At 63.7% G+C, this 23,460-nt stretch carries 18 protein-coding genes; 10 read left to right on the forward strand and 8 right to left on the reverse strand.

The window, feature by feature from the left end; genetic code table 11:
* Positions 1–15 precede the first annotated feature (15 nt).
* Positions 16–1,503, reverse strand: a complete 1,488-nt coding sequence (gene ppx / locus ACV17W_RS19555; protein ID WP_462594022.1) for an exopolyphosphatase — start codon at positions 1,501–1,503, stop codon at positions 16–18.
* A 177-nt stretch (positions 1,504–1,680) separates the two neighbouring features.
* Here ppx and ppk1 point away from each other — a divergent pair, with 177 nt between their 5' ends.
* The 5 genes from ppk1 (at position 1,681) to pstB (ending at position 7,737) form a co-directional block, all read left to right on the forward strand.
* Positions 1,681–3,753 carry a polyphosphate kinase 1 gene (gene ppk1, locus ACV17W_RS19560; RefSeq protein ID WP_462594023.1) on the forward strand — a complete coding sequence of 691 codons (2,073 nt, stop codon included), beginning with the start codon at positions 1,681–1,683 and terminating at the stop codon, positions 3,751–3,753.
* Positions 3,754–3,889: 136 nt separating this feature from the next.
* The gene (gene pstS / locus ACV17W_RS19565; protein WP_462594024.1) at positions 3,890–4,930 is read left to right on the forward strand and encodes a phosphate ABC transporter substrate-binding protein PstS; all 1,041 of its coding nucleotides are present in this window, start codon (positions 3,890–3,892) and stop codon (positions 4,928–4,930) included.
* 104 nt (positions 4,931–5,034) lie between these two features.
* A complete protein-coding gene (gene pstC, locus ACV17W_RS19570) occupies positions 5,035–6,051 on the forward strand; it encodes a phosphate ABC transporter permease subunit PstC (protein WP_462594025.1) in 1,017 nt (338 codons plus the stop codon).
* A gap of 20 nt (positions 6,052–6,071) precedes the next feature.
* A complete protein-coding gene (gene pstA / locus ACV17W_RS19575) occupies positions 6,072–6,929 on the forward strand; it encodes a phosphate ABC transporter permease PstA (protein WP_462594026.1) in 858 nt (285 codons plus the stop codon).
* Between the two features lie 40 nt (positions 6,930–6,969).
* On the forward strand, positions 6,970–7,737 hold the full coding sequence (gene pstB / locus ACV17W_RS19580; protein WP_462594027.1) for a phosphate ABC transporter ATP-binding protein PstB: 768 nt from the start codon (positions 6,970–6,972) through the stop codon (positions 7,735–7,737).
* Here pstB and ACV17W_RS19585 read toward each other — a convergent pair.
* Complete coding sequence (locus ACV17W_RS19585) at positions 7,713–8,690, reverse strand: alpha/beta hydrolase (RefSeq protein WP_462594028.1); 978 nt, start codon at positions 8,688–8,690, stop codon at positions 7,713–7,715. The two genes, pstB and ACV17W_RS19585, sit on opposite strands and share 25 nt — an antisense overlap.
* Positions 8,690–10,909, reverse strand: coding sequence for a TonB-dependent siderophore receptor (locus ACV17W_RS19590; protein ID WP_462594029.1), 2,220 nt, complete (start codon positions 10,907–10,909; stop codon positions 8,690–8,692). Before ACV17W_RS19590 ends, ACV17W_RS19585 begins: the two co-directional genes overlap by 1 nt.
* A gap of 171 nt (positions 10,910–11,080) precedes the next feature.
* Here ACV17W_RS19590 and ACV17W_RS19595 point away from each other — a divergent pair, with 171 nt between their 5' ends.
* Positions 11,081–12,091, forward strand: coding sequence for a helix-turn-helix transcriptional regulator (locus ACV17W_RS19595; RefSeq protein ID WP_462594030.1), 1,011 nt, complete (start codon positions 11,081–11,083; stop codon positions 12,089–12,091).
* A 26-nt stretch (positions 12,092–12,117) separates the two neighbouring features.
* On the opposite strand, the gene ACV17W_RS19600 is transcribed toward ACV17W_RS19595, so the two are convergent.
* The 3 genes from ACV17W_RS19600 to ACV17W_RS19610 form a co-directional block, all read right to left on the reverse strand.
* Entirely contained in the window at positions 12,118–12,717 is a 600-nt protein-coding gene (locus ACV17W_RS19600) for a nitroreductase family protein (protein ID WP_462594031.1), read from the reverse strand.
* A gap of 145 nt (positions 12,718–12,862) precedes the next feature.
* Complete coding sequence (locus ACV17W_RS19605) at positions 12,863–14,065, reverse strand: metal-dependent hydrolase family protein (RefSeq protein ID WP_462594032.1); 1,203 nt, start codon at positions 14,063–14,065, stop codon at positions 12,863–12,865.
* Positions 14,062–15,036, reverse strand: coding sequence for a Bug family tripartite tricarboxylate transporter substrate binding protein (locus ACV17W_RS19610; RefSeq protein WP_462594033.1), 975 nt, complete (start codon positions 15,034–15,036; stop codon positions 14,062–14,064). Before ACV17W_RS19610 ends, ACV17W_RS19605 begins: the two co-directional genes overlap by 4 nt.
* A 316-nt stretch (positions 15,037–15,352) precedes the next feature.
* Here ACV17W_RS19610 and pgaA point away from each other — a divergent pair, with 316 nt between their 5' ends.
* Genes pgaA through pgaD form a run of 4 tightly spaced genes read left to right on the forward strand, consistent with a single transcriptional unit; the run spans position 15,353 to position 21,627 of the window.
* Complete coding sequence (gene pgaA / locus ACV17W_RS19615) at positions 15,353–17,818, forward strand: poly-beta-1,6 N-acetyl-D-glucosamine export porin PgaA (protein WP_462594034.1); 2,466 nt, start codon at positions 15,353–15,355, stop codon at positions 17,816–17,818.
* 10 nt (positions 17,819–17,828) lie between these two features.
* Positions 17,829–19,850 carry a poly-beta-1,6-N-acetyl-D-glucosamine N-deacetylase PgaB gene (gene pgaB / locus ACV17W_RS19620; RefSeq protein WP_462594035.1) on the forward strand — a complete coding sequence of 674 codons (2,022 nt, stop codon included), beginning with the start codon at positions 17,829–17,831 and terminating at the stop codon, positions 19,848–19,850.
* On the forward strand, positions 19,847–21,181 hold the full coding sequence (gene pgaC / locus ACV17W_RS19625) for a poly-beta-1,6-N-acetyl-D-glucosamine synthase (protein WP_462594036.1): 1,335 nt from the start codon (positions 19,847–19,849) through the stop codon (positions 21,179–21,181). The genes pgaB and pgaC overlap by 4 nt, the downstream gene beginning before the upstream one ends.
* Positions 21,178–21,627 (forward strand): poly-beta-1,6-N-acetyl-D-glucosamine biosynthesis protein PgaD, encoded by a 450-nt coding sequence (gene pgaD, locus ACV17W_RS19630; protein WP_462594037.1) that lies wholly within the window; start codon positions 21,178–21,180, stop codon positions 21,625–21,627. The genes pgaC and pgaD overlap by 4 nt, the downstream gene beginning before the upstream one ends.
* 41 nt (positions 21,628–21,668) lie before the next feature.
* Here pgaD and ACV17W_RS19635 read toward each other — a convergent pair whose 3' ends face one another.
* Positions 21,669–22,604, reverse strand: a complete 936-nt coding sequence (locus ACV17W_RS19635; RefSeq protein ID WP_462594038.1) for an AMP-binding protein — start codon at positions 22,602–22,604, stop codon at positions 21,669–21,671.
* A complete protein-coding gene (locus ACV17W_RS19640; protein ID WP_462594039.1) occupies positions 22,604–23,338 on the reverse strand; it encodes a GGDEF domain-containing protein in 735 nt (244 codons plus the stop codon). The genes ACV17W_RS19635 and ACV17W_RS19640 overlap by 1 nt, the downstream gene beginning before the upstream one ends.
* Positions 23,339–23,460 lie beyond the last annotated feature (122 nt).

Raw genomic sequence — 23,460 nt, forward strand, 5'->3', positions numbered from 1 at the left:
AAGCACCGCCAGCCGCTAGAACTCGAGCAGCTCGAATGAAAAGCCCACCTTGCGCCATTCTGCTTCTTCCGCGCGCAGGGTGAAGTCGCTGAGTGGGTGCTTGGCCAGCCAGGCCCGGTCGATGCGCACCACGATGGACGTGTCGCGGATCGAGACTTTCAGCGGCATCTGTGCGATATCGGCGCGGCGGCGCAACAGCAGTGCCGCCAGCCTCAGGCACAGGATCGCGGCCCATTCGCTGCGCTCGTGAACCAGAGGCTCTACCTTGGACAGCTTGCCATGGTGGCCCAGCGCCAGCAACGACAGCAATTGCTGGTCGACGCGGGAAAAGCCGGGCATGTCGGCGTTGTCCAGCACATACGCGGTGTGCTTATGGTAGCCGTTGTGCGCAATGGACAACCCTACTTCGTGCAGATCGCAGGCCCAGCCCAGCGCCTGCCGCAGCTCGGTGCGGCCTTCTTCGGGCGGATAGATGGAATCGAAGAAACCCAGGGCCGCCTGACGCACCCGCTGGGCCTGGTTGAGATCCACCTGGTAGCGTTTCATGAATTGCCGCACCGTCTCGTCGCGTTTGTCATGCGCGGCATCGCGGCCCAGCAGGTCATACAGCACGCCCAGTCGCAGGGCGCCGTCGCCGGTGTGCATGACTTCGATGCCCAGTTCGTCGAACAGGGCGCTCATGATGGCCAAGCCGCCGGGCAGCACGTCGGCGCGTTCCAGTTTGATGCCGGGCAGTTCATGGGGAATGACACGGCCCGACCGGATGATGCGTTCTTTCAGGCGCTTCAGCCCGATCCGGGTGATGCCGCGATCGGAAAAACCGCATTCGGTCAGAATGGCATACAGCGCCTTGGCGGTGCCCGACGATCCGTAGGCTTCTTTCCAGCCGGCTTTGCGGTATTGCTTGGCAATGACTTCGATTTCGCGGCGAGCCGCCAGTTCGGCCAGCTTCATCTGGTGGGCATCGACCACGCCATCGGGAAAGAATTGCCGGCTGTAGCTCACGCACCCCATATAAAGCGACGACATCAACCCCGGTTCGAAACCCTTGCCGATAATCACTTCGGTCGAGCCGCCGCCGATGTCGATCACCAGCCGACGGTTCAAGGAGGGCGGCAGCGTATGCACCACTCCGGAAAAAATCAGCCGGGCTTCTTCGCGCCCGGCGATGACTTCAATGGGGAATCCCAATGCGGCCTGGGCGCGGGGCAGGAATTCGGCCGTATTGCGGGCGACCCGGAACGTATTGGTGGCCACCGCGCGAACCCGGCTGGGATGGAAGCTGTGCAGGCGCTCTCCAAAGCGTTCAAGTACCGCTACGGCGCGTTCGACGGCGGGCTCACCCAGCCGCTTGTCTTCGTCCAGGCCGGCCGCCAGCCTGACGGTTTCTTTCAGCCGGTCAATCTGGTAAATGGTCTGTGCGCCGCCTTGCTCGACGACTCGCCCGATCGAAAGGCGAAAACTGTTGGAGCCCAGGTCTATGGCGGCCAGAAGGTGGTTCATGCGGGGAGTCGGTAAGGCTGTAAGTGGGCCGATTATAGAGAACCGATATGACAGCGCTTGGCGGGCCTGCCGCGCCCCCCCGATTTGTCGTACGCTTGGGGGTTGCGCTGCACTGTCATGGAAGCGTCACGTGACTGCAGTAAAACCAGGCCTTCGTCTGTCTGCATGGAACTCCGTATGTCGACTCGTCCGTCTGTAGAGCGTCCGTTCTTGAACCGCGAACTTTCATTATTGAAGTTCAACGAACGCGTGCTCGCGATGGCGGAAAACCCCCAGGTTCCGCTGCTCGAGCGGCTGCGTTACGTGTGCATAGTCAGTTCGAACCTCGACGAATTCTTCGAAATCCGTATTTCCAGCCTGAAGGAACAGCAGCGGCAGAACCCCGCCCTGGTGGGGCCCGATGGCCGCACGCCGGCCGAGGCCTTCGAGCGCGTGCAGCAGAAGGTGCATGCGCTGGTCGAACGCCAGTACAGCCTGCTCAACAATGACATCCTGCCCCGGCTCGACGCGGAAGGCATCGCCCTGCATCACGCATCGGAATGGAATGACGAGCAGCAGCGATGGGCGCACGAGGTCTTCAAGCGCGACGTCATGCCGCTGCTGACCCCCATCGGTCTGGACCCGGCCCATCCGTTTCCGCGGGTCTACAACAAGAGCCTGAACTTCATCGTGGCGCTGTCGGGGGCTGATGCCTTCGGCCGGCAGGCCTCCATCGCCGTGGTGCAGGCGCCGCGGGCGCTGCCGCGGCTGATCAGGATGCCGCCCGAGATCTCGGGCAAGCCCGAAGGCTACGTGCTGCTGACTTCACTGCTCAGGGCATTCGTGGGCGAGCTGTTCCCCGGGCTGGCAATGCTGGGCTGCTACCAGTGGCGGGTGACGCGAAACAGCGACCTCTTCGTCGACGAAGAAGAGGTCACCAATCTGCGCCACGCCCTGCAGGGCGAGCTTTCGCAGCGCAACTTCGGCGCCGCGGTGCGCCTGGAAATCGATCGCCTCACGCCCGCCGACCTGGAGGCCTACCTGCAGCGTGAGTTTTCGCTGACGGCCGAAGATACCTACCGGGTCAACGGTCCGGTGAACCTGTCGCGCCTGATGCAGCTGTGCAACGCGGGCACCCGGCCTGATTTGCTGTTTCCGCCGCATCATGGGGCGGTGCCGCCCCCCTTCGATACGGTGGCCGACAAGCCCGCCGAGCTGTTCGCGGCCGTCGCAGCGGCCGACCGCCTGCTGCACCACCCGTATCAGTCGTTCCAGCCGGTCATCGACTTCCTGACCGCGGCCGCGCTCGACCCCGACGTCATGGCCATCAAGCAGACCATCTATCGCACCGGCGAAGACTCCGAACTGATGCAGATCCTGCTGGCGGCCGCGCGTGCCGGCAAAGAGGTCACGGTGGTGGTCGAGCTGATGGCGCGCTTCGATGAGCAGACCAATATCAACTGGGCCGCCCGGCTGGAAGAGGTGGGGGCTCATGTCGTGTATGGGGTCGTTGCCCATAAGACGCACGCCAAGATGGCATTGGTGCTGCGCCGCGAGAAGGGCCGCCTGCGCCGCTATGCGCACCTGGGTACGGGCAACTACCACCCGCGCACGGCCCGTCTCTACACCGATTTCGGCCTGCTGACCGCCGACCCGCGGCTCTGCGAAGATATGGACCAGGTCTTCACGCAACTGACCGGGCTTGGAGCTCGCCGCAGCCTCAAGGCGCTGCTGCAGTCGCCCTTCACCATGCACGACAGCATGATGGCGCACATACGCGACGAGATCCGTGCCGCCAAGGCCGGTCGCAAGGCGCGCATCCTGGCCAAGATGAATTCGCTGCTCGAAGAGCAGATCATCGTCGAACTCTACAAGGCGAGCCAGGCCGGCGTGAAGATCGACCTCGTCGTGCGGGGCCTGTGCGCCCTGAGGGCGGGCGTGCCGGGCCTGTCCGACAACATCCGCGTCAGGTCGATCGTGGGGCGCTTCCTCGAGCACTCCCGGGTGTTCTACTTCTATGCCGACGGCCAGGAAATCGTTTACCTGTCGTCGGCCGACTGGATGGACCGCAATTTCTTCAGGCGCGTGGAAGTGGCATTCCCGATCTATGACAAGGCGCTCAAGAAGCGTGTCATCGACGAGGCTTTCACTTTTGCCCTGCGCGACAACCAGCTCGCCTGGCAGCAACAGCCCGACGGCACGTATGCCAGAGTGCGCAACCGCCGCGCGCCCTTCAATGTTCACGACTTCCTCCAGAAGCGTCTGGGGTAGTGGCCCCTTTTTTGAATTCCGGTATGTGACTGTCACGGTCTTGTCATGTTGGGCTTCTAAGATTTGTTTCGTCGATGTGCAGACGGGCGCCTACCAGCCCGCCACGACTTCCTCAACGAGCACAGAAGGAACCTGAATGTTCAACCGTGTCTTCAAGCAGATTTCCCTGGGCGCCGCGCTGGCGAGCGCCGTTTTCGCCGTGCAGGCCGCCAACATCACCGGCGCCGGCGCCTCGTTTCCTTACCCGATCTACGCCAAGTGGGCTTCCGACTACAAAGCCGCCTCCAATAATGCCGTGAACTACCAGTCGATCGGTTCGGGCGGTGGCCAGCAACAGATCAAGGCCAAGACCGTCGATTTCGGCGCTTCCGACGACCCCCTCAAGGCTGAAGACCTGGAAAAGAGCGGATTGCTGCAGTTCCCCGCCGTCATCGGCGGCACCGTTCCGGTCATCAACGTCGAGGGCATCAAGCCGGGCGAGCTGAAGCTGTCGGGCCCCGTGCTGGCCGATATCTTCCTGGGCAAGGTCAAGAAGTGGGATGACGAGGCCATCAAGGCGCTGAACCCCGACGTGAAACTGCCGTCGACCGACATCATCGTCGTGCACCGCTCGGACGGTTCGGGCACGACCTTCGGCTGGACGAACTATCTGTCGAAGGTATCGCCCGAATGGAAGGAAAAGGTAGGCGAGGGCAAGGCCGTGAAGTGGCCCACCGGCCAGGGCGGCAAGGGCAATGAAGGCGTGGCCGCGTATGTGGGCCAGCTGAAGAACTCGATCGGCTACGTCGAGTATGCCTACGCCAAGCAGAACAAGCTGTCGTGGACCCAGCTGCAGAATAAAGACGGCCAGTTCGTGCAGCCCGAGCAATCCGCATTCGCCGCCGCGGCTGCCAATGCCGACTGGAAAAGCGCGCCCGGCATGGGCGTGGTGCTGACCAACGAGCCTGGCGCCGAATCGTGGCCCGTGACCGCGGCCACCTTCATTCTGGTGCACAAGCTGCAAGACAAGCCCGAGCAAGGCCGCGCCGTGCTGGAGTTCTTCGATTGGGCCTTCAAGAACGGCAAGGAATCGGCCGCCGCGCTGGACTACGTGCCGCTGCCCGATTCGGTCACGGAGGAAATCCGCGCCGCCTGGGGCGAAATCAAGAGCGCTGACGGCCAGGCGATCTGGAAGTAATTGCGGTAATCAGTCGTACGGCGCGCGGGCCTAGAGGCCTGCGCGCCATGCCGCCCGGCCCGGGCGGCGTCTTCCCCAGATGCCCATCCAAGGAAAGTTCATCCATGAGCGCGGTAATGGATAATACGGTGTTGCACCCGTCCCCCGCGACGAAATCCGTCACCTCCGGCACGCCCACGCCTATGAAGCCAAGCAAAAACGCGCTCATGGATGCGCTGTTCAAGAACCTTACCCGGCTGTTCGCTTTTCTGGTCTTCATTCTGCTGGCCGCCATCATGGCGTCGCTGATCTATGGCAGCCGGGAATCGCTATCCGAATATGGACTGTCGTTCCTGTGGACCAACGACTGGGACCCCGTACAGCAGCATTTTGGCGCCGTGGTGCCCATCGTGGGCACGCTGCTTACCTCGTTGATCGCGCTGGTGATCGCCGTGCCGGTGTCGTTCGGCATCGCCGTTTTCCTGACCGAACTGTCGCCGGCCTGGCTGCGTCGTCCGCTGGGCACAGCCATCGAGATGCTCGCAGCCATTCCGTCCATCATCTACGGCATGTGGGGCCTGTTCGTTTTCGTGCCCATCTTCCAGCAGTATGTGCAGCCGGGGCTTATCGCCACCCTGGGCGGCCTGCCCGTCATCGGAGGCATATTCGCCGGTCCGCCGTTCGGCATCGGTATCTTCACCGCGGGCCTGATCCTGTCCATCATGATCATCCCGTTTATCGCCGCCGTCATGCGCGACGTGTTCGAACTGGTGCCGGCCATGCTGAAGGAATCGGCCTACGGCCTGGGCAGTTCAACCTGGGAAGTCATGTGGCGCGTGGTGCTGCCCTATACCAAATCTGGGGTCATAGGCGGAATCATGCTGGGCCTGGGGCGCGCACTGGGCGAAACCATGGCGGTCACCTTCGTCATCGGCAACGCCTTCCGCTGGCCTGATTCTCTGTTTTCGCCCGGCAACTCCATCGCGTCTGCGCTGGCCAACGAGTTCAACGAAGCCGGCGGCATGCAGAAGTCGGCCTTGCTCGAACTCGGGCTGATCCTGTTCCTGATCACCACCGTGGTACTGGCGTTCTCCAAAGTGCTGCTCATCCGCCTGTCCAAGGCGGAAGGCCTCAAGACCTGAACCCGCATCAAGAAAAAAACATGCCTGATTCCGTACTCAACATGAACAACGGCATTTACCGCCGGCGTCGCCTGGTCAACCGGGTCATGCTGACCATCTCGCTGGCGGCGCTGCTGTTCGGGTTGTTCTGGTTGTTCTGGATCATCCTGACCTTGTTGTTCAAGGGCGCGCCCGCGCTGTCGCTGACGCTGTTCACTGAAATCACGCCTCCGCCCGGGCAGCAGGGTGGTCTGATCAACGCCATCGTCGGCAGCCTGATGATGGCGGGTGTGGGTACCCTGCTGGGCACGCCGGTCGGCATACTGGCAGGAACTTACCTGGCCGAATATGGCCAGCGCGGATGGCTGGCTCCGGCGACCCGCTTCCTGAACGACGTGCTGCTGTCGGCGCCTTCCATCATCATCGGGCTGTTCATCTATGCCGTGTACGTGGCCCAGGTAGGCCACTATTCCGGTTGGGCCGGCGCCCTAGCACTTGCCATTCTGGTCATACCGGTGGTGGTGCGCACCACCGACAATATGCTGATGCTGGTGCCCAACAGCCTGCGCGAAGCCGCGGCGGCGCTCGGGTGCCCCAAGTGGCGCATGATCACGCTGGTCTGCTACCGGGCCGCGAAGTCCGGCATCATCACGGGCATCCTGCTGGCCATCGCCCGTATTTCCGGCGAAACCGCGCCGTTGCTGTTCACCGCCCTGTCAAACCAGTTCATGTCGTTGAACATGAATCAGCCCATGGCCAACCTGCCGGTGGTCATCTATCAATACGCGGCCAGCCCGTTCCAGGACTGGAACAACCTGGCCTGGGCCGGCGCCACGCTCATTACCTTACTTGTGCTGGGCATCAATATCCTGGCCCGCAACCTGTTCCGCAAATCGTGATTGCATGCCGGCGCCACGCGCACCGGCCTCGGAAAAGTCAATGGAAAAAACCGCCAAAGCCAAACTCGAAGTCAAAGACCTGAACTTCTACTACGGCAAGTTCCATGCGATCCGCAATGTGAACATGTCGATCCAGGAAAACAAGGTCACGGCTTTCATCGGCCCTTCGGGCTGCGGCAAGTCCACGTTGCTGCGCACCTTCAACCGCATGTTCGAGTTGTATCCCGGCCAGCGGGCCGAAGGCGAAATCCTGCTCGATGGCGAGAACCTGCTCACCTCCAAGACCGATATTTCGCTGATTCGCGCCAAGATCGGCATGGTGTTCCAGAAGCCCACACCGTTTCCCATGAGCATCTACGACAACATCGCCTTCGGCGTGCGCCTGTTCGAGCGCCTGTCCAAGGGTGAAATGGACGAGCGCGTCGAATGGGCGCTGACCAAGGCCGCCTTGTGGGGCGAGGTGAAAGACAAACTGCACCAAAGCGGCAACAGCCTGTCGGGCGGGCAGCAGCAGCGCCTGTGCATCGCGCGCGGCGTGGCCATCAAGCCGGAAGTGCTGCTTCTTGACGAACCTTGTTCGGCACTGGACCCGATTTCCACCGCCAAGATCGAAGAGCTGATCGCCGAACTGAAGAACGACTATACCGTCGTCATCGTGACCCACAATATGCAGCAGGCGGCGCGTTGTTCCGATTTCACTGCATACATGTATCTGGGCGAGCTCATGGAATTCGGCGCCACCGACCAGATCTTCGTGAAGCCCAGCCGCAAAGAAACCGAAGACTACATCACCGGGCGCTTCGGCTGACCCGCCTGCGGGGCGGCCTGCGCGGGCTGCCCCGCCGCCACAAGGGCTGCATCGCGCGCCGAAACAGGCAGCATGGCGCCATGGCCCAGGCCGGCGTAGCTGCGATAGTGCACCCGCAGTCCCTGCCTGCCGTCCAATGCGCGGGCCAGATCGGCGGCCCGTGAGCCGCCGGCGCCGGGCGGCTGCCGTTCTTGTGCTGCAAGCGGGCTGCCCAGCGCCGGCGCTGGCCGCCAGCGTTCATCGGCGCCTACCCATAAGTACAGATGTCGCGGCACTGTCGCGCAGCAATCGGCTGTATCCAGCTCGGCCAGGCGATCCGCCATATACGGTTCATGCCACCACAACGACGGGCTGGCCGCGACGTAACGCTGGAAGGCTTCGGGCCGCGTGCGTAGCGCATGGAGTACAAACAGCCCCCCATAGGAATGCCCGTACAGCGTCTGCCGCGTAGCGTCGATGGGCGCCGCGGCCGTCACCAGCGGTTTGATGCGCTGTTCGATCAAGGCGAGCCACGCGTCGGCCCCGCCATTGCGGCGGTTGGGTTGACGCGGGTCGCGCCCCTCGGGCGACAGGCTCGCGGGCGGCTCGGGTGTGTAATCCCAGGTGCGCGCCACGACGTCCAGCCGCGCGTCGACGTCGTACCCGATGCCGACCAGCACCGCGGCAAAGGGCTTGCCGCCGTCGGCCAGCGCCTGCAGCGTGGCATTGCCGTCTAGCAAATAGAGCACCGGCCAGCCTGAGGCAGGCGCCTCACCGGGAGGCACGATGATGTTCACCCGTACCGCGCGCAAGCCGTCTCCCCTCGACAGCACGATCTGCTGTGCCAGGCCCAACAGCCCCAGGCGGGTTCGCGCCTGCGCGGAGGTCATGCCGGTGTCGAGCACGGGCTGCGGATGGGTGGGCAGCGCGCAGGCCAGCAGTGCCGCTGCACTCAGGCGCGTTAGCGAGCGCATCAGTACCGCACCGTCATGGTGGCGTAGTAGGCCCGGCCCGGCTCGTTATAGGTGGCCGCGCCGGCATCGGTGGAATTACCCTCGCGGTACAAGCGCTTGTCGAACAGATTGCTGACGCCAACGCGGAAGCGTAGATTGCTGTTCGGCTCGTACCCCACGCTCAGCCCCACCAGCGCATAGGGGCTGAGGGTTTGCCGGCCGTCGCCTTCCAGGAGCTCGCCGGTGCGCAGGTTCGTCGAGGGACCTTTCTGCTTGCCGTAGTAGGTAAGGTTGGCCTGAAACGACCATTGCGGCGTGTAGAACCAGTCGAGCGTGCTGTTGATCGTGTACTCCGGAATGACACTCAAGGGCTCGCCCGTGCTCTTGTCCCTGGACTGCAGCATATAGGTGAAATTGGTGTTCCAGTCGAGTGCCGGCGACAATGGAACAAACAGGTTGCCTTCCAGCCCTTCCACCACCGCCTTGCCGCTGTTGGCCCATTGCAGTACGCGGGCGCCGTTGGGCAAACGGTAGACGAAGTCGTTGCTGGCAACTATCTTGTTCTTGTAGTCGTTCCGGAAGTACGCCGCGCTGGCGCGCCAGGTGCCCGGGTCGTACTCGAAGCCGATTTCCTTGTTCACGCTGGTTTCAGGTTCGAGATTCGGATTGCCCACCAGATAGCAGCCGCCCGAATTGGTTTCGGATCGCAGGCAGCCGTTGCCCCGGCTGTATAGCAGATAATTCGGGTTCGACTGATACAGGTTGGGTGCCTTGTAAGCGCGCGCGATACCCCCCTTCAGCCGCAGGTAATCGGTGGCTGCATACGAAGCGTTCAGGCTGGGGCTCCAGTTGTTGCCGAATTCGCTGTTGTAGTCAAGCCTGACGCCCGGCGTCAGCGTGGTGCGCAATCCTGCCTCGATGTTGTCTTCGACAAACAGTGCGTAGCTGTCCTGGCTGGTGCGGGTGGGGCGACCGCTGCCGGCCGTATTGCCGATGACGCCGCCCGTGCCGGAGTATTCCTGGCGCATGGCCGACGGATCGTCCAGCGATTCGTGCAGCGCTTCGACGCCGATGGTGGCTACCTGCTTCCACCCGAGACTGAACGGCACGTTGACTTCGCCGGCCGCGCGCACATTGCGCAAACGCGCCGTCTGGCGGCCCATGTCTTGGGGCGCCCCCTCGGGGCCGCCAGCCAGGCCCTCTTGCTGCCGCGAATTCCGGGTGTAGTCGTACGACAGTGTCGCGCGCGATGTTCCCCAGCTGTAATCGCCTCGATGCGTCAGTCCGACATTCTGGCGATACATGGCGTTGGTCTCTTTGCCATATAGACTGTCGGTATAGTCATTGCTGGCGTTGTTCATGGTGTCGCCCGCGAACAGGTTGCCCTGGCGGCTCAATCCCGTTTCCAGTTCCACCGTGTTGCGCGTATCGGGCCGCCATGCGAACAGCGCGTTCAAATCCTGGTTGATGACGCCTTCCCGCCCCGCCGTACTCGGGTTGCCATTGCTGGCAGGAGTGGCGCGGCCGGCGTTGATGTCGCGCGCATCGGGATTGGTTTTGCTGTAGTTGCCATAGATGCGCATGCTGAGCGTATCGCTCATGGGTGTCGACAGCCGCACATTCACGCGATTGGTGTTGCCTTCTTTTCTGTCTTCGGGCTGGTTCAAGTAGTAGGTGGCGGACGCGCTGACTCCGTCCGTAGGCTGCCTGGTAATGATATTGACCACCCCGCCCATCGCGCCGGAGCCATAGCGCGCGGCGGCGGGCCCGCGTATCACTTCGATGCGCTCGACCTCTTCGGCGGGCACCCAGTTGCTGTCGCCTCGCGTGTCGCGGTCGCCGTTCCACCCGTAGCGCACCGCGTTGCGCGATTCCACGGGCTTGCCGTCGATGAGAATCAGGGTGTTTTCCGGACCCATGCCCCGAATGTCGATCTGCCGACTGTTGCCTCGTGCACCGCTGGCGCTGTTGCCGGTTAGATTCACGCCGGGCTCGCGGCGGATAATGTCCGAAAGGTCGTTAGTGGGCGGCCGCCGCTGGATTTCCTCGGCCGTGATCACCGACACGCCCAGCGATTCCTTAATTTCTTCCTCGGCTGTGCCCAGTACCTGGACGGCCGACAGCTCTTGCACAACGGCCGGGTCCTGGGGCAGTGGTGCGTTTTGGGCGAGGGCCGTGCCCGACAGGGCAAGGGTGACGAGCGCGCCGACGCAGGGGCGCGAGCTGACAGGCGTGGACATGCCGACTTCTCCGGATGCGCGAGTGGCGCGAACGGAGCAAGGCCACGGCGCGCCTACTGTGGTTTAATAAGAATGATTGCTAGTTTCATTAGCATCCGCAATTATGTCAGCACAGTGCCTGCGTAAATTTTGCGCGCCTCTCATAAAGCTTTGCTCTATCCTCATTTCCGCATGACTCATCCATCCGCCCATAAGGAAAACGGCGCTCCGTTCCGCCGTACCCCTGTCTTGCTGGACGAAAAGGCGCTGCAGCTGCAGGCGCGGCATGGCACCGCGCAATACGCCGTGACCGCGGCAGGCGCAAGCCAGGCCATGTTTGAAGGCCTGGTCGACACTCAGCCCTTGGCCGAAGGCCTGATCCTGCATCGCGTGGATGCCCGCGATCTGCAGGGGGTGGCGGTGCGCGCAGTGCTGCGTCCGGGGTTGCGCGTGGCCCTGACAATCGGCGGCAAGGCCGACGTCAGTTTCGGAGGCCGGCGCGTCCTGCTGGCCGCGCGATCCGATGGCCGGGCGTGCGGTGTCATGGTGGCGGTGGCAGAGCCCACAGATTTCGTCCGGCAGTCGCGTCGGGGCGAGGTCGAGCGGACCATCAGCCTGACCTTCAGCGAAGAATGGCTGCAACGCCGCTTTGCTGAAGATCTCGCACCTTGCAGGGCTTTGTTGCGTCGGCATCTGTCGATCGTTGAATGGATCGCGTCGGTACAGGCCGTCGCCCTGGCCGAGCAAATGCTGACTCCGCCATCGCTGGACGAATCGCTGATGTGCTTGTACCAGGAGTCGCGGTCGCTTGACCTGGCGGTTGAAGCGTTTGCCTGCCTGCAGGGAGGGGTGCCGCTGCGTGCGCCGCCTGGCCTGAGACCACGCGAGCGCGCGCGCATGGAGCAGGTGCGCGACCTGCTCGCCAGCGGCGAGGCCGACAGTATGTCCTTGGAACAGATCGCCCGGCGTGCATGCCTTAGCGCGAACACGCTGCAACGTCATTTCCGGGCAGTATGGGGCAAGACCGTGTTCGCGTATCTGCGTGAGGCCCGGTTGGAGCGCGCCCGACTGGCCCTGGAACGCGACGCCGTCAGCGTGGCCCAGGCGGCGTGGATCGCCGGCTATTCCGGCCCGGCCAATTTCGCCACGGCATTTCGCCAGCAATACGGCGTGTCACCAGGTCGGGTCGGGCGTCGCGCATAGGTCATCTGCGCCGAAGGCGCGACCCGTCAGCCGGCGACGCGGAAGCGTTCGGCGTCGTCCATGAAGCTCTTGTCGCCGAATTCGGCTTCATTCGAGCCAAAGGGCATCTGCGCGCGCAGCTTCCAGTAGGCGGGAATATTCCATTCCTGCGCCACGGCCGCGTCGATCAAAGGATTGTAGTGCTGCAGGCTGGCGCCCACGTTGGCGTTGGCCAGGGCGGTCCACACCGACAGCTGAGCCATGCCGCCGGCCTGCTCGGACCACACCGGGAAGTTATCTGCGTAGAGGGCGAATTGCTCTTGCAGGCCGCGCACGACTTCCTGGTCTTCAAAGAACAGCACGGTTCCCACGCCGGCGGCGAAGCTCGCCAGCTTGGCTTCGGTCTTGTCAAAGCCCTCGGCCGGGGCCACCTTGCGTACTTCGTCAACCGCGATGCGCCACAGTTTTTCGCTTTCGGCACCGAACAGCACCACGGCGCGAGAGCTCTGCGAATTGAAAGATGAAGGGCTGTGCTTGATGGCTTCCTGGATAAGGGTCAGCAGTTCTTCTTTAGAGGCAGAAACGTTGCGGCCCAGTGCGTATTGGGTGCGGCGCTTCTTGAGCGCGTCGATAAATGCATTGCTCATCAGTGTCTTCCATCTAGTAGGTAGATAACGTGGAAGAATTCTAACTGCCATGCCCAGGCGGGAACACCCCTAAACGGGGTGTAGCCGTGGAACGGATTGTTCTTCTGATGGTGCTAATCGAGGAGCGCACCGCGTGCGCTCTGCGCTACACAAACTGCTGCCCGGCCTTGAATACCGCCTTGACTTCGTACAGGGCGCGCAGGTCTTCGAGAGGGTTGCCGTTCACCAGCAGCACATCGCCATAGCGTCCGGCTTCCAGTGCGCCGATATCGTCGGCTTTTTTCAAGAACGCGGCGGCAGTCACCGTAGCGGCCGCTATGCAGCGTTCGGCTGGAAGTCCATACCGGTTCATCAACACCAGTTCGTCGGCCAGGTCGCCCAGCGTCCAACCCCAATTACCCGAATCGCTGCCGGCCAGTATGGGGATTCCTGCCTCGACCGCCATCTGGAAGGACCGCTTGTGCGGTTCGACGCAGGGCTTGGCCTTTTCTACCATATGAGGCGGGTAATGGCCTGGCGTCGCACCGCGCGAGATACGCTCGAAAATCGCCAGCGTGGGGGTGTAGTGGACCCCCGCTTGTTTCATGAGGCGCACGGTGTCTTCGTCCAGAAAGATGCCGTGCTCGATCGAGTCGACGCCGGCATCGAGCGCTTCGCGCACGGCCGCTGCCGGAATCGCATGGGCCAGCGTATGGTAGCCGCCCCGCCGCGCCTCGTCGGCCGCGGCTGCCATCTCCCTGAAGTTCAGCTGCAGCCCCGCCACGCAGCCGCACGGCGCAGCCACCCCGCTCGAGGCGATCAGCTTGATGCATTCTGCACCTGCCTTCAGCTGCATGCGCGCAGCGCGGCGCAGGCCATCTTCTCCATCGGCTTCTATCGCGAACGAGGGATGGCCATGTCCGCCCGTCATGGTGAGCGCGCTGCCCGATGCCACGAATCGAGGGCCGGGAATGCGGCCTGCCTCGACGGCGTCCTGCAAGGCAAAGATGCCGTCGGTGGCCGCACCGGCGTCGCGCACCGTTGTGATGCCGCGCCGTATGGCCCGTTGCAGGTTATTCATGCCATGGATGGCCTGTGCCACGGCAACCCGGGTGGTGTCCAGGCCGTCGCGCGCCTGGTCGGCCGTGGCCCCCATGATATGCGTGTGCATGTCGATAAGCCCGGGCATCGCAGTGGCTCCCTCGCCATCGAACACCTGATAGCCGCCGCCGTTGGCCGGAGGCGTTCCTGCTCCCACGCTTTCGATACGTCCATCATCGCCTATGCAGATGTAGCCGTCATGGATCAGGGATGACGTGAGGCCAGTGTGGATGTTTACGCCGGTGATCAGGGTACCCATCGTCTTCATTCCTTGTCGATTCCGACGTCGCGCACCACATCGGCGTAGCGCTGCACTTCTTTATTCACGAACGAGCCGAACTGCTCAGGGCGATTCGGAGCAAAACTGGCGCCTTCCTTGGTGAGCCTGTCCCGGACTTCGGGCATCTGGAACACTTTCGTGATGGCGGCATTGAGCGTCTCGATCACGTCGGCAGGCGTGCCGGTCGGAACGAAGATGCCATTCCACGTGACCAGGTCGAAACCCGGTACTCCCGACTCGGCCACCGACGGAATGTCGGGCGCCGCCGTGGCCCGCTTGGCGGATGACACGGCCAGGGCGCGCAGTTTGCCGGCGCGGATGTGCGGCAGCGCCGCCGCGATAGACGAAAAATAGACCGGGACGTGGCCGCCCAATACATCGGCAAGGGCTGGGCCTGCGCCCTTGTAGGGCACGTGTACGAGGTCGATGCCCGCGCGCTGCTCGATGATTTCGAAGGCCAGGTGAGCGGGGCTTCCATTTCCGCTGGAAGCGAACGCGATCTTGCCGGGCTGCTCCTTGGCGAGGCGGATCAAGTCATCCACGCTTTGCGCTTCGAAAGCCGGGTGGGCTACCAGCACGAGGGGATATTCGGCCACCTGCAGGACGGGCGCCAGATCCTTCAAGGGCGAGTAGGGCGGGGCGCGCAGGAGTGCGGGCACGATGGCGATCTCGGGGGTGAAGGCTTGCAGCAGCGTGTATCCGTCGGCTGCCGATCGCGCGACGTGGGCCGTGCCGATCGTACCGCTTGCGCCGGCCCGGTTCTCGACGATCACCGGCTGTCCCCCGAGGACTGACGGCAGTCGCTCGCTGATGATCCGGGCCAATAGATCCGACGTGCCGCCGGGACCATATGGAACCACCAGGTTCAGAGGGCGATCCGGATAGTCTTTCGCTGCCGCAACCGGGATGCAGGCGGCGGCCAAGCATGCCGCCACGATGAAACGCGAGAGAACGCGCATGGGGTGTCCTTCAAGGTATGGATGGTTGTGAATGCACGCGATTATGCATGGCGCAATGCGCGTGTGTGTTTTTTTACGCGGCTCCTAGGGTAAACCCGGTGCGGAACTCGCGGCATGGGGCAGGCCATGCACCAACCCATGGCAGCCTTCATCGCGCTGCCAGCACGGACCAAACGTTTTCCGTTCGTTCAAAACCTATTGGCCGTGGCGCAAAAGTGAGCGGTTTGGGCGCTATCCATACTGTGCCCTCGCTCTGCCCCCTCAACGTCGTCCATGACTGCGCAAAGACACTGGTATGGCATCACAACGAGTTGGTTTGAATCGCCGCTTTGCATTTCCGCTCGTTGCCATGCTGCACGGGCTGGCGGCATGCGCGATGGCGTCTTCGCAGGCATCGGCCGCGACGGATCCGGAATACGATGCGCTCATTATCCAGGCACGCGAGGGCATCTACCCGCCGGCGCTGGAAATGCTGCGACAACGTGTCAGCCTGGACCCCCAGGACGTTCGGGCGATCGTCGACCTGATCGTCATTGCTGGCCGAGCGGGTCGCAGCGCCGAAGTCATCGAGGTCTATGAATCGCTGGCGGTGCAGCACCCGTTGCCCGCGGAGGCGCTCGCGACCGTGGCACGCGCCTACCGCGATGAAAAGCAATGGAACCAGGCGCTGCTGATGTACCGCAAGGGCGCACAGCCTTATCCGCAGGACGATGCGTTCGTGCTGGGTGAAACCATGGTGCTTGCGGACGCCGGCGAAATAGCGCAGGCCATCGAGCTGGGCAAGGGCCTTGTGAAGCGCGCGCCAGGAAACCCCGACCGGCGCCTGGCGTTGGCCTATGCCTACGCGCGCGACCACCAGCATTTCGCGGCGCTGGAGCAGGTAGACCATGCCTACAGGCTTGCTCCCGGACGCGCGTACATCGTACGCGCCTATGTCTTCGCATTGCAGCGGGCACGCCTTGCCGAAGCGGCGCTGCGGGTGGCCCGTGGCCGTGCCGATCTGTTCACCGCCGCGCAGCTGCGCCGGCTCGAAGGCGATTACGCGGCGGAACTCGTGCGCATGGCCGGCCTGGGGTCGCGTGGCGAAGCGCATCGATACGACGTGGCGAACCGCGCCGTCGCGGTGCTGGATGAGCAGATCGCCGCCTGGACGCCACTGGGGCCGGATGCCAGGGGCGATGTACAGCGTGCGCGCATTGACCGCTTGCGGGTGCTGTATATCAGCGGCCGCATGCGCGAAGTGGTGGACGCGTACGAATCGTTGCGCGCCGAGCATGTGCCAGTGCCACGCTATGTCATGAACGATGTGGCCAATGCCTACCTGGCGTTGCGTGAGCCTGAGATCGCCGCGGAACTGTTCAACAGTGTGCTGTCCGACCCGCAGGCCAAGTCGGATGAAGGCCGCGACCGCCTGGCGACTCAGACTGGCCTGTTCTACGCGCAAGCCGAAGCTGAGCAGCGCGATCAAGCGGAGGCCATCATCGAACATGCGCAGACCGACCACGATCCCTGGCTGTACTACAAAGGGCAGGAAGAGCGCATGCCGAACGATCTGTACCTGGAGGCAGTGCGGGTGGGCGCGCAGGGCCGGTTGCTGGCGGGCGATACACTGGCGGCGCAGGCCAAGTACGACGAGATGGTGCGTCTGGCTCCCAACAATGCCGGGCTGCGGGCCGCTCGCGCGGATGCCTTGCTGGCGCGCGCGAAGCCGCGCGAGGCCGAGCGTGAACTGAAGCTCGCCGAAACCCTGGCGCCGCGCAACCTGTCTGTAGAAATGGGGCAGGCTTATGCGGCGCTCGAACTTCAGGAATGGCGGCACGCCAGGCTGCTCAGCCAGGATGTCATCACCCGGTTTCCGGAGAACGTGGCGGCCCAGCAGCTGGCACGCGCGGTCGAGGTGCATGACAAAGCCGAACTTCAGGTCTCCGGCACGCGAGGCATTGCCAACGACAGCGCGGTCGCCGGCGATGGCGGCATGTCGATCGAATCGGTCCTGTATTCGCCGCCTATCTCTGAGAACTGGCGCGTGTTCGCAGGCGCCGGTTACGCGACGGGCGACTTCGAGGAAGGCAAGGGCCATTACCGCTGGGCGCGCAGCGGCGTGGAATGGCGCGCCCGCGATGTGACGGTGGAAGCCGAAGCATCGGCCAACAATTATGGGTTCGGCACCAAACCGGGTTTGCGGCTGTCCGGCGCGCTGGACCTGAACGATACCTGGCAAGTGGGCGGAGGGGTGGAGTGGCGGTCGCGCGAGACCCCGCTGCGTGCACTGACCAACGATATATCCGCCAACAGCGTCAACGCCTATGTGCGCTGGCGCGGCGATGAGCGGCGCGAATGGGCGCTGTCTGCCACAGGCATGCATTTCAGCGATGGGAACAATCGCGTGGCGATCGGCCTGCTGGGACGTGAACGGCTGTACACCACGCCCACGCTCAATCTCGATCTGGGAATGGATCTATCGGTGTCGCGCAACAGCCGGCAGGACGCTCCCTATTTCAATCCTCGGGCCGACTTGACTGTGCTACCCACTTTGCAGCTGACCCACCTGCTGCATCGGCGATACGAGGCGGCCTGGACCCAGACCATCGGCGTAGGGGGCGGGCTGTATACGCAGCGCGACTACGGCAGCGGCGGCATTGCGTTGCTGAGTTATGGGCAACGCTGGCAAGTGAACGATGTGCTCGCGCTGGGCGCCACCGCGACGGCGATCAGCCGTCCCTACGATGGCGACCGCGAACGCGAAGTGCGCGTTGTTTTCGATCTTTCTTTCCGGTTCTAGCAGGGCGATCATGCGATTCCATTTTCTCAGGTGGTGGGCAGTGTTCTGCGCGTTGGCCGCGCTATCCGCATGCGCGCGCGACATTCCAGTGTTCGTGCCGCCCGATGAACGCCCGCTGTCCCGCACCGAGCAACCGTGGCCGGCCAATCAGTTCGTCGTGCTGGGCTACCACGATGTCGAGGACACCGACCCTGACCAGCGATTCCTCAGCGTCAGCACCGACCGGCTGGTGCAACAGTTCACCTGGCTGCGCGAGAATGGTTACCAGCCGGTGACCATTGAGCAGATCCTGGCTGCGCGTGACGGCAAAGGCGAGCTGCCCGAGAAGGCCGTGCTGCTGACGTTCGACGACGGCTATCGCAGTTCGCTCACGCGGTTGCTGCCGATTCTCCGAGCCTTCAACTGGCCGGCGGTCGTGGCGCCCGTGGGCAGGTGGATGGACACGCCCGAGGGACAGCCTGTCGATTTCGGCGGCCTGCCAGTCGAGCGCGAGCGCTTCCTCAACTGGAAAGATGTGGGCGAGTTGTCGCGCTCGGGACTGGTGGAGATCGCGGCCCATACGAACGACCTGCACTTCGGCGCATTGGCGAATCCGCAAGGCAACACAGAGCCTGCGGCGGCGATCCGCCTGTTTGACCCGGCGACGCAGACCTATGAGTCGGAAGCGGCGCACCGGGCGCGGATGACTCGCGATATCGCCGTGGTATCGGGGAAAATCGAGCGCGCCACCGGCAAGCCGCCGCGTGCCTGGGTGTGGCCCTACGGGGCCGAGAGCGGCACTGCGCTCGCCATCGCCGCGGATCACGGCTACCAGATGGGCATGACGCTGGAAGACGGGGCGGCCCACGTCGAGGGGCTGATGTCCACGCCCAGGCTGCTGATCTCCAGCGACCCCGGCGCTTCATCGTTCGCGAATTCGGTAACTGGCATCGAAGCGTATCCGCTGATGCGCGTCGCGCATGTAGACATAGATTATGTCTACGACCCAGATCCGGCGCAGGCCGACCGCAATCTGGGCGAGCTGGTGCAGCGCATACGGGATATGCAGATCAATACAGTGTTCCTGCAGGCTTTTGCCGACCCCACTGGCGACGGCCTTGCCAGGGAACTGTATTTTCCGAATCGGTGGCTGCCGGTGCGGGCCGATATGTTCAACCGGGTGGCGTGGCAGTTGCGCAACCGGGCGCATGTGCAGGTGTACGCCTGGCTGCCGGTGCTCAGTTTCGACCTGGACCCTTCCGTGCCTCGCGTGACGCGCTGGAGCCCGGACAGTGACACGGCCGCGCCTGACCCCGATCAGTACCAGCGCCTGTCGCCGTTCGACCCCGTCGCCCGCCAGCGCATCACCGAGATCTACGAAGACCTTTCACGGCAGGCCATCTTCGATGGCATCCTGTTCCACGACGATGCGGTGTTGACCGACTTCGAAGATGCGGGCCCCGCCGCGCTGGCCGCGTACCAGGCGGCCGGCCTGCCGGCCAGCATAGGCGAAATCCGCGGTGACGCCGACGCCATGCAGCGGTGGACACGCTTCAAGAGCCGTTACCTGGTGGACTTCACCCTGGACCTGGCCGGCACAGTCCGGGCGATACGCGGGCCGCACATCCTGACGGCGCGGAATATTTTCGCGGCGCCCATCATGGACCCGCAGAGTGAAGCCTGGTTCGCCCAGAATCTCGACGATTTCCTGGCCGCCTACGACTGGACTGCGCCCATGGCCATGCCCTACATGGAAGACGTGTCGGCGGGGCAGGACATGCAGTGGCTGGACCGCATGGTCGACATCGTGGCGCAGCGGCCCGGGGCGCTGCGCCGCACCGTGTTTGAGCTGCAGACGCGCGACTGGCGGCCCGCGACCGACGGCGCCGAGTCCAGCCCGATCGATACGGAAGTGATTGCGGGCTGGATGCAGCGTCTTCAATTGCGCGGCGCGCGTAATTTCGGCTATTACCCCGACGACTTCGTGCAGGACCACCCGACGCTGGAAGAGATCCGGCCGGCCATTTCCGACTCTTGGTATCCGTTGCGATGATTGAAAGATTGATTGCCTTCTTGGCGCTGTGCCTGGTGACGGGCTTGCCCGTAGGATTCGCCCTGGCGCTGGCCAGCGAGATACTGCTGGAATTCGTTTTCTTCTATCCGCTGTTCATGTCCATTCTGTGGATGACGGGGGGGATCTACTTCTGGCTTCAGTGGGAAAGGCACTGGCCGTGGGGGCCGGGGACGCCACCGCCCGATCTTCCGGGCCAGCCGCTGATATCGGTGCTGGTGCCCTGCTTCAACGAGGCCGACAACGGTGCGCAGACCTTGCTGGCCGTGTTGAATCAGCGCTATCGCAAGCTCGAGGTCATTGCCATCAACGATGGTTCCAGCGACGGCACCGCGGCCATGCTGGATGCCCTGGCGCTGGAACATGACCGCCTGCGCGTCATCCACCTGGCGGCGAATCAGGGCAAGGCCATGGCCTTGCGCGTGGGCGCCCTGAGCGCGCGCAGTGAATATCTCGTTTGCATCGACGGCGATGTCTTGCTGGACAAGGACGCCGTGGCGTACCTGGTGTCCCCGCTGGTCAGCCATCCGAGGGTGGGCGCAGTGACCGGCAATCCGCGCATACGCACGCGTTCCACTCTGATAGGCCGCGTCCAGGTGGGCGAGTTCTCGTCCATTGTCGGCTTGATCAAACGCGCGCAACGCGTCTACGGGCAGGTGTTCACGGTCTCGGGGGCCGTGGCGGCGTTCCGTCGCTCGGCCCTGGACCGCGTCGGGTACTGGAGCCTGGACATGGTCACCGAAGACATCGACATCAGCTGGAAACTGCAGCGTGACCACTGGTCGGTGTTCTATGAGCCGCGCGCGCTGTGCTGGATCTTGATGCCGGAGACGCTTGCCGGCTTGTGGAAGCAGCGCTTGCGCTGGGCTCGTGGCGGCGCCGAAGTGTTCCTGAAGAACGTCACTGGCATCTGGCGATGGGAGCACCGCCGCATGTGGGCGATGATGGCCGAGTATTGCCTGTCTACATTCTGGGCGTTCGCTTTCGCCTTCTTCACGGCATTGGGCCTGCTCGGCCTCTTGCTGCCCATGCCAAACGCATTGGTGGTCGCGAGTTTCGTCCCGCCTGCATTCACGGGTCTGGTGCTGGCCATTGTGTGTTTGCTGCAATTCGTGGTCAGCCTGGTGGTAGACCGGCGCTACGAGCCCGGACTGCCACGCGAGTTGTTCTGGGTGATCTGGTATCCGTTCATCTTCTGGATGATCAACCTGTTCACCACCGTGGTCAGTTTCCCCAAAGTCATGCTCATGATCCGCCGGCGCCGGGCGCGCTGGGTCAGTCCGGATCGTGGCATCAAGGCGCCTACATCATGATTCTGCGTACCCAACGTTCATTCCTTGCCCTGTGCGTGGACCGCACCCTCACCGTGCTTGCGTGGATCGGCTTCTGCTATCTGATCGCCGCCGGAATCAACGGCGTTCTGCAAGATGGCCCCGCAGGCTTAGCGCCCGCCGCATGGTCCAGGTTGCTGCCCACGGTGCGCACCTTGCTGATCTATCTTGCGAGCGCGATTTTCGCCAGCGTGGTTCTGGTGGCTTGGGCCCGCTACAACCGGGCGCGCTACGGCGGGCTGTGCCGCCGAACCGCCTCGGGTCCGCTGCAGGACTGGCAATGCCTGTTGGGATTTTGCGCGTCGCCAGCGCAGCTGAAGCAATTGCAGGAGTGCCCGATGGGCGTCGTGCACCATGACCCGGACGGCATCATCCACGCGGTCGAGGCGCCCGCATCCCGGCTGGTGCTTGTATCTGACGCTGCCTGATTCATCGGTGTGCCGGCTGTCCCGCGGCACCCGTGGGGCCTTCAACGCACGGTCAGTTTGCCCAGGGCTTCGTCAATCGGCCCCCAGGTCGCAAAGCCGGTGACCGAGGCGTATCCGTAGGTATTGATGATGCGCGTCTGGGCGAAGGCGTTCCGCAATGCAATGAGCTGTTTGCGGCTGAACGGTTCGCCGCCCAGCAACAGTGTGTTGAGCTGCGTCAGATTGTCACCGTCAAAGCCCGGCTGCACCAGTTGGGCGCACAGGAATGACGGCGCGGCGGCAAGGATATTCACCCCATGAGCACTCAGGTATTCGGCCAGTCCGGTTCCCGTGGCGTGAGTATCCGAAGGCGGAATGACGTAGGTGCCGCCAAGCTCCATCGCGCCCAGCAGCGTCAGGAGTGAAAAACCGGCGTTGCAGGGCAGGCAAGCCATGAATGCCGGCTGGCTGCCGAATCCGGCGCCGTGGCGCAGCCAGTTGGCCAGCAGCGCAATGCTGTCGCGCCCCAGCTGCACGCCCAACGGTTCTCCCTCTTCGTGTGTGGCGAACAGGATGCAGCCCACGCCGCTTTCCCGCATCGGCTCCAGGTCGGCCAGGCCCTCGATGAACCTGTCCTGCAGCGGGTCATAAACCAGTGACGCGCGCGCGATGTCGACCTTGCGCCGGATCTGGTACACCGAGTCGCGGCAATCCAGCGGCACGTAGGGCACCCCCAGAGCCACGCAGCCGAGCACGGCCGTGACGAACGAAGCCCGGTGGTAGGCCAGTATGGCCAATGCGCGGTCTTCCCGAGCCCCGGCGGCGCGCGCGCGCCGCATCCAGTCCCAGGTGTCGGAGCGCAGCGACTGCCAGTTCACCGTCTCCCCCTCGCCGGCCAAAGCGATCGTTTCGGGAGAGTGACGGATGTGGGTGAAAGTGCCTGTCTTGAATTCGAAGCGCATGGGTCGAGGACGCTGAAGGCCTGGCTGTACTGCCATCAGGCACGCTCGGCGTCCTGCATGATGCGCATGAGCACACGGTTTCTTCCACCTTGTTTCGCGGCATACAAAGTGTTGTCGGCTGCCGAGTAGAGTTGCTGTGCGCTCAGGCCGCAGCGCGCCGGTGCCGGATGCCATGCCACTCCGAAGGTGGCGCTCAATTGCGATCCGGGCACCTGCGGGTGCGAGATCTTCAGCGCGCTGATGGCGGCCTGGCATTGGCGGGCAAATTCCTCAGCCCGCGCCGGCGCGGAAACCAGCAGCAAGGCGCCGAATTCGTCTCCGCCGAAGCGGAACAACCTGTCCGATTCCCGCCGCAACAACGCCCGGACCGCCATGCTGACGGCCCGCAGCGCCGAATCCCCCATGGGGTGCCCGAAGGCATCGTTGTAGGCTTTGAAATGGTCGATGTCGAACAGACACAGCGCCAGGGCGGCTGTGCGAGGCAAGGGCGTGGACGGCGCGTGGACCAGCGTGGCAAAGCTGGCCGAAAAATGGCGGCGGTTGTACGCGGAGGTGAGTTCGTCGGTGATGCTCAGGCGTTTAAGCCGGCGATTCTGCGACTCAAGCTGCCGTATCCGCGCCAGCATGGCGGCGCCTGCCGCGTCGGGCGCCGCGTCGCCCGTCGAAGGGCGCGGATCACGCGCAAGGCCTGCCGCCTGCGAGCCCAGCGATGCAAGCATGGTCGCCTGCGGCGGCGAAATGAATGGTTCGTGTCGCGGGTGCTGATTCATGGTGTCCCCTGCCGTCCTGAGCGCGAATTTGGTTTGCCGCAACGGTTGCTGCCGTGCGGCCTCGGATGGCGTGGCGTCTGAGCCGCCACGGCCATCCTAAGTGTGGGCTGCGGCGCTTTCGC

Source organism: Bordetella sp. MIP270_01_BMS (assembly GCF_054958705.1).

What these genes read in the sequence shown, in the direction of transcription:
- ppx (WP_462594022.1), bottom strand. Translation starts at nt 1,503, where the DNA reads ATGAACCACCTTCTGGCCGCCATAGACCTGGGCTCCAACAGTTTTCGC.
- ppk1 (WP_462594023.1), top strand. Translation starts at nt 1,681, where the DNA reads ATGTCGACTCGTCCGTCTGTAGAGCGTCCGTTCTTGAACCGCGAACTT.
- pstS (WP_462594024.1), top strand. Translation starts at nt 3,890, where the DNA reads ATGTTCAACCGTGTCTTCAAGCAGATTTCCCTGGGCGCCGCGCTGGCG.
- pstC (WP_462594025.1), top strand. Translation starts at nt 5,035, where the DNA reads ATGAGCGCGGTAATGGATAATACGGTGTTGCACCCGTCCCCCGCGACG.
- pstA (WP_462594026.1), top strand. Translation starts at nt 6,072, where the DNA reads ATGCCTGATTCCGTACTCAACATGAACAACGGCATTTACCGCCGGCGT.
- pstB (WP_462594027.1), top strand. Translation starts at nt 6,970, where the DNA reads ATGGAAAAAACCGCCAAAGCCAAACTCGAAGTCAAAGACCTGAACTTC.
- ACV17W_RS19585 (WP_462594028.1), bottom strand. Translation starts at nt 8,690, where the DNA reads ATGCGCTCGCTAACGCGCCTGAGTGCAGCGGCACTGCTGGCCTGCGCG.
- ACV17W_RS19590 (WP_462594029.1), bottom strand. Translation starts at nt 10,909, where the DNA reads ATGTCCACGCCTGTCAGCTCGCGCCCCTGCGTCGGCGCGCTCGTCACC.
- ACV17W_RS19595 (WP_462594030.1), top strand. Translation starts at nt 11,081, where the DNA reads ATGACTCATCCATCCGCCCATAAGGAAAACGGCGCTCCGTTCCGCCGT.
- ACV17W_RS19600 (WP_462594031.1), bottom strand. Translation starts at nt 12,717, where the DNA reads ATGAGCAATGCATTTATCGACGCGCTCAAGAAGCGCCGCACCCAATAC.
- ACV17W_RS19605 (WP_462594032.1), bottom strand. Translation starts at nt 14,065, where the DNA reads ATGAAGACGATGGGTACCCTGATCACCGGCGTAAACATCCACACTGGC.
- ACV17W_RS19610 (WP_462594033.1), bottom strand. Translation starts at nt 15,036, where the DNA reads ATGCGCGTTCTCTCGCGTTTCATCGTGGCGGCATGCTTGGCCGCCGCC.
- pgaB (WP_462594035.1), top strand. Translation starts at nt 17,829, where the DNA reads ATGCGATTCCATTTTCTCAGGTGGTGGGCAGTGTTCTGCGCGTTGGCC.
- pgaC (WP_462594036.1), top strand. Translation starts at nt 19,847, where the DNA reads ATGATTGAAAGATTGATTGCCTTCTTGGCGCTGTGCCTGGTGACGGGC.
- pgaD (WP_462594037.1), top strand. Translation starts at nt 21,178, where the DNA reads ATGATTCTGCGTACCCAACGTTCATTCCTTGCCCTGTGCGTGGACCGC.
- ACV17W_RS19635 (WP_462594038.1), bottom strand. Translation starts at nt 22,604, where the DNA reads ATGGCAGTACAGCCAGGCCTTCAGCGTCCTCGACCCATGCGCTTCGAA.
- ACV17W_RS19640 (WP_462594039.1), bottom strand. Translation starts at nt 23,338, where the DNA reads ATGAATCAGCACCCGCGACACGAACCATTCATTTCGCCGCCGCAGGCG.